Source organism: Brevibacterium sp. FAM 24630 (assembly GCF_049804075.1).
Taxonomy (GTDB): Bacteria; Actinomycetota; Actinomycetes; order Actinomycetales; family Brevibacteriaceae; genus Brevibacterium.
In genome coordinates this window covers 109447-123320 of sequence record NZ_JBNBZD010000010.1, presented here as the reverse complement: position 1 = coordinate 123320, position 13874 = coordinate 109447, and the positions used below count along the sequence as shown (strand labels likewise).

General features: G+C 65.9%; 11 protein-coding genes. 9 read left to right on the top strand and 2 right to left on the bottom strand.

Going from position 1 to position 13874, the window contains the following annotated elements; all coding sequences use genetic code 11:
- Positions 1 to 223: 223 nt before the first annotated feature.
- From ACPUD7_RS09800 to ACPUD7_RS09785, 4 genes are read left to right on the top strand one after another with little or no spacing between them, the layout of a single operon-like run.
- Entirely contained in the window at positions 224 to 1456 is a 1233-nt protein-coding gene (locus ACPUD7_RS09800) for an alanine racemase (RefSeq protein ID WP_101639122.1), read from the top strand.
- Positions 1453 to 2055, top strand: a complete 603-nt coding sequence (gene tsaE, locus ACPUD7_RS09795) for a tRNA (adenosine(37)-N6)-threonylcarbamoyltransferase complex ATPase subunit type 1 TsaE (RefSeq protein WP_135540223.1) — start codon at positions 1453 to 1455, stop codon at positions 2053 to 2055. Before ACPUD7_RS09800 ends, tsaE begins: the two co-directional genes overlap by 4 nt.
- A complete protein-coding gene (gene tsaB / locus ACPUD7_RS09790; RefSeq protein WP_101639124.1) occupies positions 2052 to 2855 on the top strand; it encodes a tRNA (adenosine(37)-N6)-threonylcarbamoyltransferase complex dimerization subunit type 1 TsaB in 804 nt (267 codons plus the stop codon). The genes tsaE and tsaB overlap by 4 nt, the downstream gene beginning before the upstream one ends.
- Entirely contained in the window at positions 2852 to 3361 is a 510-nt protein-coding gene (locus tag ACPUD7_RS09785; RefSeq protein WP_101639125.1) for a GNAT family N-acetyltransferase, read from the top strand. The genes tsaB and ACPUD7_RS09785 overlap by 4 nt, the downstream gene beginning before the upstream one ends.
- On the opposite strand, the gene ACPUD7_RS09780 is transcribed toward ACPUD7_RS09785, so the two are convergent.
- A complete protein-coding gene (locus ACPUD7_RS09780) occupies positions 3358 to 3996 on the bottom strand; it encodes a heme oxygenase (biliverdin-producing) (protein ID WP_101639126.1) in 639 nt (212 codons plus the stop codon). The two genes, ACPUD7_RS09785 and ACPUD7_RS09780, sit on opposite strands and share 4 nt — an antisense overlap.
- A gap of 142 nt (positions 3997 to 4138) precedes the next feature.
- A complete protein-coding gene (locus ACPUD7_RS09775; protein ID WP_101639127.1) occupies positions 4139 to 6613 on the bottom strand; it encodes an LPXTG cell wall anchor domain-containing protein in 2475 nt (824 codons plus the stop codon).
- A 226-nt stretch (positions 6614 to 6839) separates the two neighbouring features.
- Here ACPUD7_RS09775 and ACPUD7_RS09770 point away from each other — a divergent pair, with 226 nt between their 5' ends.
- From ACPUD7_RS09770 to ACPUD7_RS09750, 5 genes are read left to right on the top strand one after another with little or no spacing between them, the layout of a single operon-like run.
- Positions 6840 to 8087 carry a heme/hemin ABC transporter substrate-binding protein gene (locus ACPUD7_RS09770; RefSeq protein ID WP_240688756.1) on the top strand — a complete coding sequence of 416 codons (1248 nt, stop codon included), beginning with the start codon at positions 6840 to 6842 and terminating at the stop codon, positions 8085 to 8087.
- Positions 8084 to 9295, top strand: a complete 1212-nt coding sequence (locus ACPUD7_RS09765; protein ID WP_101638843.1) for a FecCD family ABC transporter permease — start codon at positions 8084 to 8086, stop codon at positions 9293 to 9295. Before ACPUD7_RS09770 ends, ACPUD7_RS09765 begins: the two co-directional genes overlap by 4 nt.
- Positions 9292 to 10137 carry a heme ABC transporter ATP-binding protein gene (locus ACPUD7_RS09760; RefSeq protein ID WP_101638844.1) on the top strand — a complete coding sequence of 282 codons (846 nt, stop codon included), beginning with the start codon at positions 9292 to 9294 and terminating at the stop codon, positions 10135 to 10137. Before ACPUD7_RS09765 ends, ACPUD7_RS09760 begins: the two co-directional genes overlap by 4 nt.
- A gap of 3 nt (positions 10138 to 10140) precedes the next feature.
- Entirely contained in the window at positions 10141 to 11499 is a 1359-nt protein-coding gene (locus tag ACPUD7_RS09755) for a hypothetical protein (protein WP_168216747.1), read from the top strand.
- A gap of 47 nt (positions 11500 to 11546) precedes the next feature.
- Complete coding sequence (locus tag ACPUD7_RS09750; protein WP_425119775.1) at positions 11547 to 13823, top strand: hypothetical protein; 2277 nt, start codon at positions 11547 to 11549, stop codon at positions 13821 to 13823.
- The last annotated feature ends 51 nt before the right edge of the window (positions 13824 to 13874 follow it).

Sequence of the window (13874 nt, the reverse complement as noted above, 5' to 3'; positions counted from 1 at the left end):
GAACTCTTCTTCGCCGAACGCCTCGTCGGCTGCAACCGCGACGCCGTCACCGGAAGCGCCGACGGTCGCGGGGAAACAGCGTAGCGAAGGTGCTGACCGGGGACGGTGCATTCTCACATTGAAGATTTCGTCGGTGCGCCGCCTCTGCGAGATCGACCCCATCCGGCTCCGGCAGACCGTCCCGATACTGCTCGGCGGCAGGTGTCGGCGGTAGTCTTATCCAGTGACATCTTTCGACATCCCCGAGGCTCTTGTACGGGCCGAGATCGACGAGGCGGCCCTGCGGGACAATGCCGCTGTCCTTGCCGATCGCCTCGCACCCGCCCGCCTCAAATGCGTCGTCAAAGCCAACGCCTACGGCCACGGCGTCGACCTCATCGCTCCCGTCCTCTTCACGGCCGGATGGCGTGAGTTCTGTGTGGCCACGATCCCCGAGGCCCTTCACCTGCGCAGCCTGCTCGGCCCCGAGCCCGAGATCATCGCATGGCTCTACGGACCCACCACCGACCTCGACGAGGCGGTGCGCGCCGACATCCAACTGGGCGTGTCGACAGTCGAATCCCTCGACCGACTGACGAAGGCGGCCCGCCGCACCGGCGCCACGGCCCGAGCCCATCTGAAGATCGACACCGGCCTCGGCCGCAACGGCCTGTCACCGGAAGCAGTCGTCCGCGCCTTCGACTGGCTGCGCCGCCACGCCGAAGACAGCCGCAGCGCTGTCACCGACGACACCGACCCCACCCGCGGCCCCGGTGCCACGACCGATATCTGCATCGTCGGAATCATGAGCCACTTCGCTGTCGCCGATGAACCCGAACGCCCCGAGACCGCAGCGCAGAGCGCGGTCTTCTCCTCCGCCCACGGGCAGCTGCGGGCAGTGCTCGACGCCGCGGACGGCTGCCTCGGCGAATCGGATGACCTGGACGTCCATATCGCGAACTCGCCGGGCGCGCTCACCCTGGGACCGTGTCCGGGCACCTCGGCCAGGGTGGGGCTCGCGCTCTACGGACTGTCCCCACTCGAGGACGGGGATCCGACGGTCCTCGGGCTGCGACCGGTCATGCGGCTAGTCTCCGCCGTCATCAATCTCAAGGACATTCCCGCTGGTCACGGCGCCTCCTATGGACTGACGTTCACCGCTGCGACCGACACCCGGTTCGCGCTCGTGCCCGGTGGGTACGGGGACGGCCTGCCGCGGTCGGCATCGAACCGGGCCGAGGTGGCCATCCGCGGTCGTCGCTACCCCGTCGTGGGGCGGATCGCCATGGATCAGATGATCATCGACATCGGCGCTGGAAACGACGAGGTGGCCATCGGCGACGAGGTCGTCATCTTCGGGCCAGACGGTCCGAGCGCGGCCGAGTGGGGGACCTGGGCGAATACGATCAACTACGAGATCGTCACCCAGCTCAGCGCACGTGTCGACCGCACAGTACGGAAAGGAGACGGACGATGAGGTTCCATCTCGAATCCTTGGAGCAGATGCGCACTTTCGCCGCCGCCTTGGCCGATCATCTGCGAGCCGGCGACCTGCTCATTCTCACAGGCAACCTCGGTGCGGGGAAGACGACGTTCACCCAATCTCTGGGGACGGCTCTCGACGTGGCCGGGCGGATCACCTCGCCGACGTTCATCATCGCGCGCGTTCACCCGTCGCGCAGCGGCGGCCCTGCGCTCGTCCATGTCGACGCGTACCGGTTGGCCGACGGGGAGGAGCTCGAAGACCTCGACCTCGACTCCGAGTTGGATGAGTCGATCACGGTCGTCGAATGGGGCGCCGGCATGGCCGAGCAGCTCAGCAGCGACCATCTAGACATCACCATCGCCCCGGTGTGGGACGAGTCCGACGACGAGGAACTGATCGGGGTCGACGGCGCAGACGAGTCTGAGGACGAACGGCGCACCGTCGACCTCACCGGCTGCGGGGATGCCTGGGCCGCGCGCATGCCCCGAATCCAGGCTGATATCTCGGCAGCTGCGAACGTGAGCGTCGAAAACCCGGCCTCCGCGGACCTGCCCGGCGAGGGCTCAGCGAATGAGGGAGACGAATCATGATCATTCTGGGCATCGACACCTCGCAGTCGGCCTCCGTGGCCCTCGTCGACACGGACACCGGTTCGGTCATCGCCGCCGAGCAGGCCGACGACCAGCGTCGACACGTCGAATTCATCGGTCCCGCGCTCGCCGACGTGCTCGCCGCGGAGGCCCAGCCCGAACTCGTCGTCGTCGGCATCGGGCCCGGTCCCTTCACGGGACTGCGAGTGGGCATCGCCGCCGGCATCGCCGTCGGCCAGGCCCGCGGAATCCCGGTCAAGGGCCTGCTGTCCCAGACCGCGATCGCCGAAGAGTTCGTTCGCAGCTCGGCGGGGGGCTCGCCCGAACCCGGCTCGGAGAGTGCCTCGGCAGCCGGCTCGACCGGCCCGGGCCCCGTCCTCATCGCCTCGGACGCCCGCCGCAAGGAGGTCTACTTCAGCGTCTATGACTCCGCCGATGCTTCGTTGAGCGCCGGACCATTCGTAGCGAAACCGCTCGAGGTCGCCTCGGTCCTCGCCGCCAACGGTTGTCGGTTCGACCCGTTCGGAACCGAGCAGGCAGGGAACGAGGCCGCATCCGTCGAGTCGGCGACCGCAGCAACGGCCCTGATCGGCGAGAAGCTCGGCCGCGGGTTCCTCCTCTACCCCGACACCCTCGGAGCCACGACCACTGAGTCCATCACCGACCCCCGTGCCGAATACCTCGCCCTCGCCGCAGCACGTGAACTCGCCGCGGGTCGAGAACTGAGCGAACCGATCCCGGAATACCTGCGCGAACCCGATGCGAAGGCGACCCCGGTGCGCGAGAGCTCACTGAGATGACCTCCGTGACCATCGCCGAGCTGCCCTGGTGGGACCTCGCCGAGGTGGCCGACCACGATGCGGCGATCTTCGGGCCCACCGCGTGGACTCTCGGCTACTACTGGTCGGTCAAGGCACAGAACGGCACGATCATGTTCGCCGCCAGGACCGCCTCGGCGGGGGAGAACGGGACCTTCGACGGTTCGACCGCGACGCAGGGCAACACCAACTCGGCGGGGGAGCTGGCCGGCTGGGTCGTCATGTCCGCATCCGGTGCGGAAGCCGATGTCATGACCATCGCCACCACCGAGGCGGCCCGCGGGCAGGGCATCGGTCGAGTCCTGCTCGACGCGGGGATCGACTGGGCGAAGGACCGCGGCGCCGAGGTCGTCCACCTCGAAGTCGACGAACGCAACACCTCGGCGCTGGCGATGTACGCGTCCTTCGGATTCGTGGAATGGGGACGGCGCCCGGATTACTATCCGGGCGCCGCGGCCGTGCTCATGCGTCTGCGGATCGGTGACTAGGCGACCGGAACCGCGCGCTGTTCGGTGGCGTCGGTGAGGTCGACGAGGAGGTCACCGTTGAGGCGGAAGGCCTCCATGGTCTCGTCGATGACGATCTGCTCGTCGCCGCCGGTCGACGCCACTTCGTCGAGGAGGCGGCGGTAGGCATCTTTGTACGGCTTCGTCTTGCCGAGTGCCGCGAAGTCCCACATCGTCAGTGAGGTCGCGGGCAGGCTGTAGTGACGGCCCATGAGGGCGCCGATCGCCTGGCCGCCGGAGAGATCCCCGAGGTAGCGCGTGTAGTGGTGGGCGATGACTTGGTCGGCTCGTTCGAGTCCGGCAAGGTGCGCGGCATAGGCGGCAGCGCTGGGCATCACAGGCAGTTCCGCACCGTCGAGGGCGGAGAGGTCGGCTGCGATGCGCTCGGAGCGGAAGAGGCCGGCGTCGTGGAAGGGCGCGAAGACCGGATCGTCGGCGAACTCCCGCGACTTGGACTCGAGCACGGGATAGATGACCTCGTACTGCTTGAGCAGGAGAGCGTAGGCCCGAGAGTCGAGCCGTCCTTCCATGAGGTCGACCATGAAAGTGGTGTGTTCGACCTCGTCGTGGATGGTGGCGGTGCTGGCCTTGAGGCGAGCGGAGAACGGTTCAGACATGATGTTTCCTCCTTGAGAGATCGTCGATCCGAATGACGGTTCGCGATAGCGGGTCTTAGGGGTGAGTCCGTCCCGGTTCGGAACTCAAGTTTCGAACCGGGACGGACTCGCTGGCTCACTACATTACTTGTCTATGGCCAGTTTAGCGCTTGCGCATCCGCGAGAACAGAACAGAACCTGCGCCGAGGATGATCAGACCGAGCGCGATCGGCAGAGTCATCAGATCGGCACCGGTGCGCGGCAGGTTCGACCCGTCGGAGCCGCCGGAAGCGGATCCTCCGGTAGACGATCCCGCCGAACCCGAACCTGCGGATCCCGAACCGGCACTGTCGTCGGAGCCGGAAGCGTCGGCCTCGGCACCGTCGGCCGCACCTTCAGACGCGCTCGAACCACTGTCGGAACCGGCCTCGGCGCCATCGGTCGCAGCGTTGTCTCCGGCTCCGTCTGCTGATCCGCCGTCCGAGTCGCCTGCGCTGCCGGCGTCGTCATCGGCGGCCTCGTCCTCGTTCACAGTGACGGTGAACTCGGCGGGGTCGGAGGGCACACCGTCGACTGTGGTGATGGCCGAGTAGGCGTAAGTGCCCTTGGCGCTCGGCGCCTTGGCGGAGAAGTTGCCTTCACCATCGGCGGTCACCGTGACGTTGTCCTCGGCCGGGACAGTCGCGGCGAATGCCTTGACTTGGCTTCCGGCGTCCTTGTCGACCACAGGGGTCCACGCGAGGTTCACCTCGGCGTTCGGGGTGGTCGTGCCCTTGACGAGTCGGTCCTTGCCGACGGTCTGGTCCTTGACGACAGGCTTGGCAGGCTTATCCTCGTCTCCATCGGAGCCGCCATCGGAATCATCTCCGTCGGCAGCGCCACCGGCATCCGAATCGGAACCGTCGGCATCACCTTCGGCTGCATCGGCTGCGCCGTCATCGTTGCCTTCCGCAGCATCAGCGGCGCCTTCTGCACCGTCGTTGTCGCCTTCAGCAGCATCGGCAGCGCCGTTGTCATCGCCCTCGGCGGCGTCAGCAGCACCCTCATCGTCGGACTCGGCACCGTCGGTGTCACCTTCGGCGGCATTGTCGTCTGCCTCGCCTTCAGCAGCGTCGGCTGCACCATCGTCAGTGCCTTCGGCGCCATCGGCTTCACCTTCGGCTGCGTCGGCGGCGCCTTCGTCGGTGCCTTCTGCACCGTCGTTGTCGCCTTCGGCACCGTCGGCAGCGCCGTCGTCACCGGCCTCGGCACCGTCGGCTGCGGCGTCATCCTCATCATCCTCACCGGGGAACAAGGCGTTCTTCTGCTCATCGGTCAGGTCGATGGGTTCGCGGTAGAGCTCGGCGTCACCGGTGGGCAGGCCATGGGCGACCCAGGTGAGCACGTCGTAGTCCTTGGACTCGTCGAGGTCGGTCGCCTTCGCGTTCACGTCGACGTCGATTGTGCCGTCCTTGATCTGCGGAGGCATCACGTACTGCACGGCGGTCGTGTTGCCGGCCGTGACGTCCTTGCTCGCCAGGTCACGGTCGACGATCGCCGCGTAGGCACCCGCCGAAGGCTTGCCGGTGCTGGCCTCGGGGAGGTTGTCGTAGCCGTCGCCCGTGACGTTGACGGTGAGACCGTCATCGGCGCTGGCCGACTTCACCGAATGTGAGGTCGAAACCTTCGGCGCCGGGGCCTGCGCGGTGTATTCGACCGTCAGCGGGTTGGTCTTCTTCCGCGGCTGGATCGACGTGCTCGCTCCGGCGGTGGTGTACCAGTACGAGTCCTGACCGGTCTCGACGTTGAAGTCGATCCAGTCCTGTGGCATCGCACCCCACCAGGACTCGTTCTCCGCGGTCTTCTCGGACTGCAGGTTGCGGCCGTCGGTGTCGGTCTCCACGCCGAGGTAGTCGGGGGTGAATTCGAAGCCGTCGTCGGTGACGTCGACTTCGCCCTGCTGGATTTCGACGATATCGCCGTCGCGAGCATCGAGTTTCTTCCAGATGCTCAGGTCGTCCATATCGGCGCCAAAGCCCGAATAGGTTCCCGTGATCGTGCCCTTGCCGTCCTTGACCTCGAGCTTCGGATCCGAGATCGTCCAGTAGGTCATGCCGCCGTAGTAGGCGAAGGACCAGGAGCCCTCCCACTGGATCGAAGCGCTGTCCTTGTCGGGGTCGACAGTACCCGTGCCGTTCGCGATCTCGATGTGGTCACCGGTGTGGTTGTTCTCTGCTTCGGCGTTGACCTTGCCGTTGACCGAGTTTCCGTCACCATCGGTGCAGCGGTCGGCGAAGTTCGACGCCTTGCCGTTCGTCTTCACGATCGAGGTGTTCCCGTCGGTGAAGTTGCCGTCATCGTCGACCGGGTAGATGGTTCCGGCATCGTCGGCTGTCCAGATCCGGGCCATGCCCGTGTCTCCGGCCTCACCGGCGATGAGGAAGTTGCACCCACCGAAGTAGGCGCCGCCGGTGGATTCGTCGTTGACCGACCAATTGAACACGGCGTCGTCGACGGTCTTGTCGACTGCGCCGAACGCCGGGGCGCTCATGCCCATTCCCAGCAGGCCGGTGGCGGCCGCGATCGCCGCCCCCGCCGCCAGCGGCGAAGTGAAGCGCCGAGCCTTCCCGGCCCGTGCGCGCGCACTCTTGTGCGTCATAGATTCTCCTCATTTTCAACGTCGTACACGGCGAAGACCGCGTGCCGCCAGGCATCCGAAAAGATCCTGGATTCATCATCAGCCGAAGTTGTGGATTCGCTGAACGGTATATAGACTACACAGACATAACCTAAAAAGCCAAGGTAAGCCTCACTTATGAATGTATAGCCTTGCCTTAACTAAATGACTTTCAGGAATGTTCGAGTAACTCATGCAGAAGTGGTCTTTGCGCAGGACTGTGCGCCGCCGATCGTTCCGCCGGACCGCCTGGTTCGCCGGGGGATTGGTGCTGGCGATCCTGTTATGGAACAACGGAATCCACAACATCGGATCGATCAACGCCCAAAGTGAGGGCGGCTGTCAGCAGCCTCCCGCCCGATCGACGCCGGACATGCCCGACGTTCCCGAAGTCGACCGTTCGGCGCTGCCGGACCCGACGGCGATCACGGGGCAGACGACCGCCTACACCCAGGCCGGAGAGATCCCGCCGGTCTCCGACACCGCCGCACACGAAGCGAATCTGCCGGTGACGGTGAAGAGCAACGATGGTCCTGCGCAGACGGTGAAGAAGACCGACCGGATCCTGGCGATGAACCAGAACGGCGGGATCGCCGCCGCCGTGGTCGGCCTCGGCCTCGGCTGCAACCTCGTCGGCCGCGACATCGCCACCGACTTCTCCCAGCTCGTGCCCGGCGCCGAGCAGCTGCCGCTGATCACCCAGGGCGGGCACGAGATCAACGCCGAGGCGGTGCTCGCGCTCTCGCCCGACGTCATCCTCACGGATACGACGATCGGCCCCTATGATGCACAGCTGCAGCTGCGCAACGCCGGCATCCCCGTCATCTTCATCTCCTCGTCCTACTCCGAGGGCGTGCGCTCGGCCGGTCCTCAGGTCCGAGAGGTCGCCGAGGCGCTCGGTGTGCCCGAGCTCGGTGACAAACTCGCCGAACGCACCGTCCGTGAGATCAACGACACGCAGAAGGCAGTCGCGAAGCTTGCTCCCGAGGATCCTGCCGACCGCCCGCGGACGGTCTTCCTCTACCTGCGAGGCAATATCTACTACTGGTTCGGGGTCGGCTCCGGAGCAGATTCGCTCATCCAGTCCGTCTCCGCCCGCGACGTCGCCGCCGAAGTCGGATTCGAAGGCATGTCACCGACGAACTCAGAGGCCCTCATCAAGGCAGCACCGGACGTCATCATCGTCATGACCCTGGGACTGGCCTCGGTCGGAGGCATCGACAAGGCCCTCGAACTGCCCGGCATCAAACAGACGCCGGCGGGCAAGAACCGTCGGCTCGTCGACATGAGCGACTACGAGGTGATGAGCTTCGGCCCGCGTTCGGCACAGGTGCTCGCGGCACTCGGCACCGCGATCTACGCCCCCGAGCTCGCCTACCACCCTGACCATCCGCCGAAGTCCATCGAAAAGCGTCTGAAAGAGATCAATGAGGAACTGGAAGAGGATGAGGCATGAGTGAGTCCACCGAGATACGGGACCGCTCACTGCGTCGCTCCCGCCGCGACCGCCTCGGCGAGGGTGGTGACAGCTCTGCCGACTCCGCAGCAGGAAACCGCGCTGAACCGACGAGCCGTCTCAATCCCGCAGGAAAGGGCGACGGCCTCGACCTCGGACGCATCCGCGGTCAGCGCACCGCGCGGGCAGGAACCCTGTTCCTCATCCTCATCATCGCCCTCATCGCCGCCTGCGTGCTCTCAGCTGCGATCGGTCAGCTCTTCATCCCACCGCTCGAAGTCGTCGGTTCGCTTCTGAACAAGGTCGGACTCGACTGGCTGCCGGGACCCAGCCATGACTTCGGTGAGGAGGCCCTGTGGCAGGTGCGCTTCCCCCGCGTCGTCATGACCGTCCTCGTCGGTGCCGCGCTCGCCGTGGCCGGGGCGATGATGCAGGGTGTCTTCGGCAACCCACTGGCCGAACCCGGAGTCGTCGGAGTCTCTTCCGGAGCCGCGGTCGGGGCCAGCGCCTCGATCCTCTTCGGCTGGTCCTTCCTCGGCGCGTTCACCACCCCGACCTTCGCCTTCGTCAGCGGCCTGATCACGACCTTCATCGTCTACACGGTCTCCCGGTCAGGCGGACGCACGGAGGTGATCACGCTCGTGCTCACGGGTGTCGCGGTCAATGCGATCGCCGGGGCCGCGATCGCGTACATCACCTTCGCCGCCCCCACCTCGGCGAGGGAGCAGATCGTGTTCTGGCAGATGGGCAGCTTCAACGGAAGCCTGTGGTCGCAGGTCGGGCTCATCCTCCCGCTCATCGTGTTCGGGATCATCATCGCCCAGACCCTGGCACCGGGACTCGACATCCTCTCACTCGGGGAGAAGAGCGCCCGCCACGTCGGCATCAACGTCGAACGGCTGCGCATCATCGTTATGGCCGTCGTCGCCCTGCTCGTGTCCGCGGCCGTCGCATTCTGCGGGATCATCGCCTTCGTCGGCCTCGTCGTCCCGCACATCATCCGCATGATCATCGGCCCCGGCCACCGGCTGCTGCTGCCGGCCAGCGTGCTCGGCGGTGCCGTGCTGCTCTCGATCGCCGACCTCGCCGCCCGCACCCTCGTCGAGTTCGCCGATCTGCCGATCGGCATGCTCACCTCGCTGGTCGGCGGACCGTTCTTCTTCTACCTCATCAGACGCAGCCGCAAGGAATCCGGAGGTTGGGCATGAGCATCATCACCGTAGGCAGATCAGCCGTCCGCCGCCCGGACTTCCCCGTCGCCGGCAAACCCATCATCTCCGTGCGCGGAGCCGAGGTCAGCTTCGGCGAACGCACTATTCTCGACGGCATCGACCTCGACATCCGGTGCGGGGAGGTGCTCGCCATCGTCGGCCCCAACGGTGCCGGCAAATCGACGCTCGTCAACGTCATCACCGCCGACGTCGAACTCGAAGCCGGGAAGGTGTTCATCGACGACGAGGTGGAGTACTCCTGGTCGACCCGCGAACTGGCGATGCGCCGGGCGGTCCTCCTCCAGGACATCGGAATGGCGTTCCCGTTCACCGTCCTCGAGGTCGTCGAGATGGGCCGCTCCCCGTGGGCGGGCATGCGCGAATCCCAGCACGACGACCTCATCGTCGCCGGATCGATGTCGCGGACCGAGACCGTGCAGTTCGCGGCCCGGAAGTTCACCTCCCTGTCCGGAGGTGAGAAGGCCCGCGTGGCCCTGGCCCGGGTGCTCGCGCAGGCGACCCCGGCGCTGCTGCTCGACGAACCGACCGCGCCGATGGACATCCGCCACCAGGAGCTCGTCCTCCAGCAGGCCCGCGACTACGCCTCCACCGGCGGAGCCGTGGTCATCATCGTCCACAACCTCGACCTCGCCGGTGCCTACGCGGACCGGATCGCGATGATCTCCGACGGATCGATCATCGCCGACGGTCCACCCGCCGAGGTGCTCACCGCCGACCGCATCAGCGACGTCTACGACTACCCCGTATCCATCTTGGCCGACCCGAACACCGGAGCACCGCTGGTCGTGCCCGTTCGTGCCGGCCGAAAGGAAGACTGACCCATGCTTGACAACGCACTCAACCGGACCATCGCCTCGGTACCGGTGAAGCGGATCCTCGCGCTCATCACGATCTCCGCGCTGTTGGCCGTGGCCGTGGGCCTGACGGCGACGATGCTCAACCCCACCCCCGCCGAGGCGGCCCCGAAGGTGTCCGTGTCCGGCACCCCGAAGGCCGATGGTGAGTCCGAACTGGGGCTTTCGGGATCGGGTTTCCAATCCGTCGAAGGCGGGTTCGGAGGAATCTACGTCCTCTTCGGCTGGGTCGACGACGCTTCCGGCGGATGGCGGCCGAGCAAGGGCGGAGTCACAGGGTCGAACTACCGCTACGTGTACGACGATGAGACCAAACCGGCCGGATACCAGCTGTTCGTGACCTTCCCCGGCTCAAGCACGGCGTATGCCGCCAATGGCGGTGAAGTCGCGGCGAACGGCACCTGGAGCGGAACCATCAAGATCCCCGGCCAGAAGTTCACAACCTACGACCGGTCCCAGAACGAGACCGAGGTCGACTGCGGCGAGGTCCAGTGCGGGATCATCACGATCGGTGCCCACGGCGTCGACAACGCCAACAACGAATCCTTCACCCCCGTCGACTTCGCCGCTTCCGGTGCCGCCGCCGGCAAGGATGCGGAGAAGAACGAGAATGACGAGAGGAAGTCGTCCGAGAACAAGGATGAGAAGAAGGACGATGGGGGCTCCGGCGGGGGCGACGCTCCGGCCGTCGACCCCGCGCAGAACCCGAATGCGGCACCGGTGGCCAGTGAACCGCCGATGAGCACCTCATGGCTGATCTTCTTCGCCATCCTCGCCGGAGTGCTCGTGCTCGGTTCGATCATCGCGATCGGCCTCGGGTTCGGCATCGGCGGGTACCTCGCGGCCAAGAGTCTGCTGCTGGGAGTCAGCCCGGCGGCGATGGAGAAGGAACGCGACCGGCGCGAGCGCAAACGGATCCGGACCCAGCACAAGCTGGCCAAACGCCGACTCGCGATCCAACGGAAGAAGAAGCTGCAGCTGGCCAAGCTCGAACGCGGCTCCGACCGTGCCGTGGCGCACGCGAACCATCAGAGTCTCGGCCCCGGCAACGGCAAGCTCCCGCCGCAGGTCATCGCCTTCTTCGAGGACGAGGACCGGAAGTCCTCGGGGAACCGCAGCGGAGGCGACGACGTCGGTTCGGCGCCGAGCTTCTACACCGGAAGCGCCCTCTCCGCCGGACCGGTCGCCGACGGCACGGCTTCGGGGGACGGCGGGACCGCCTCGGCGGGGGAGAGCGATCCGGAGGATCACAAGGACACGCGGGTTCTCACCCGGGTGGCCGCGGGCGACGCCGAGACCACCACCATCCCGACGACGAACTCATGACACGCGCACGGACCGTCCTGCGGGACGAGAACGGACGAGAAACCACGATGCACACTCACACATCCACCCGCAGGGGCAGGATATTCACACGCACCGCGGCCGGGATCGCGGCCCTGGCACTGCTCGGATTCGGGCTCACCGGTCCCGCACAAGCGGTGACCGCGCCGTATTCGGTGCCAGGGGAGACCTCGACTGCGGATCCCGGAAATGATGCGCCGGATACGGACGGTCCCCTCGACATCGATGATGCGGTCTTCGACTGGTCGGTCAACGACGAATCCACGGGCGGGTCCTACTTCGGCGGGTGCAACTACCTGGCCGCCGGTGAAGCCGGGGACACGGGTATGGCTCGGATCTGGACGGACAAGGACGCGGGCACACTGTTCAAGACGAACAAAGCCGGCAACTTCACCGACGGAAACGTCTCCATCGTCAAGGAGAACGGGAAGTACTCGACATTCCAATCACGGTGCGAAACCGGCGGAGGCGAGCTGGTCAACGGCAAGGTCAACGCCGAAGCCGAGAACAACCACACCGGCGACACGGTGAGAATCACCAATGGTGAGGGAACAGTCGACCCGAAGAACAACAACGCCTCGATCCAATGGAAGGGCTCCTGGACCTTCGCCTACTACGGCGGCATGACCTACTGGACCATCTCCGACCCGAAGCTCGAGGTCAAGGACGGCAAGGGCACGATCACGGGAACCTATTCGGGCTTTGGCGCCGATATGGACGACCTGAGCATCTGGAAGAAACTCGATGCTCGCGACGGCGATATCGTCGAAATCCAGCAGGGCGAAGTCGACGTCACCGACGACGGCTTCGAATTCACCCCCGACTACCTCGGTGTGTCGACTGACACCGACGGCCGCAATCTGCAGTCCGAGAAGACCGCGGAGAACGAATCCTGGTGGGGCGCGATGCCGCAGGACTGGATCGACTTCAACGTCGAGACCGGTCAGGACTCGTACTGGTACACCACCGCCGGAGCGAGCACCTCCATCCAACCGCGCAAGAAGACGAACGACCTCGAGGTCAGCTACTCCCAGCCGGTCGAAGAACCCGATGACGGAGACCACACAGAGAACCCCGATGACAATCCGAGACAGCCCGATGACCCGGGCGATGACGGCAAGGGCGATAAGGGATCCGACGGCACGGCTACTCTGTACTGGTCACTGAATAAGGAGGCCAACGGTGGAGCCTTCTTCGGCGGCTGCAACTTCCTCTCCGCCGGCAAGGCCAAGGACTCCGGAAGTGCCCGCGTCTGGCCCTCCGGAGGTGGCGGTTTCTACAAGTCGAAGTCCGGGAACGTGACGATTGAGAAGCCGACGGGCTCGACGTTCAAGGAGGCCTCCTGGGACTCTCGGTGCCAGGACTCCAAGGGCGAAGCCGTGTCGACTACCCGCAAGGACTCATGGACGCAGTCGCGGGTGGCGATCAAGGACGGCGAAGTCAGCGAATCCGATGACGGTGTGACCGTGCAGTGGAAGGGCAGCTTCACCGTCGCCTTCTACGGCGGCATGACCTACTGGTCGGCGACCGACCCGAAGCTCGAAGTCGACGCCGATGGCAAGGGCCGGCTCGTCGCCAGCCTCAGCGGTTACGGAGCCGACATGTTCGACGCCTCGAAGTGGATCACGCTCAAGCCCGAGTCGATCACGATGGCGAACTTCAAGAACATCGACATCGACGCACTCCTCGACGACGGTCACATCACGGCCACCCCTGACTACCTCGGCGTGAAGTACGACAACAAGGGCAAGTCGGGGTCCTCGGGCAGCGCAGTCGGCGGTTCGGACGAGAACGCCTCGGCGCAGGCGAAGAAGTCCGGAGAGAACTCCGACCACTGGGGCGCCTTCCCGCAGGACTTCGTCGATTTCCAGCACAAGACCGGCCAGTACTCGTACTGGTTCACCTCCGACGGCGTCCGCGATCCCTACAAGCCGGCCGAACCGATGACCATCTCGCTCGGAGACTACTCACCGGGTGCCGGGGACTACAACGCGGCAGCAGGCAACGGCGCACCCGGACAGAACGCCCCGGGCGCCGGCGGTCAGCCGGGAGCCGGTGGAGGCGGAGGCGGTTCTGCCGGTGGTGCAGGCAAGGGCTCCAGTGACAAGAAGTCGGGCAAGGGCAGCGACTTCGACGATGAGACGATCTTCGCCGAGGAGGCCGAAGAGGTCCGGGCCGCGTCCGAGGTGCCTGTGCGCGCCTGGATCGTCATGGGCACCGGTCTGGCGGTCGCGGTCGTGGCCGGGTTCGGCATCCGGTCGGGAATCCGCCGCCACATCGGCCTCGATCCCTCCGACCTCGTCTGAGGGTGCGTAACCGGTCGAGCAGGGCTCGGTTCGCGGTGGATCTCACCGTGA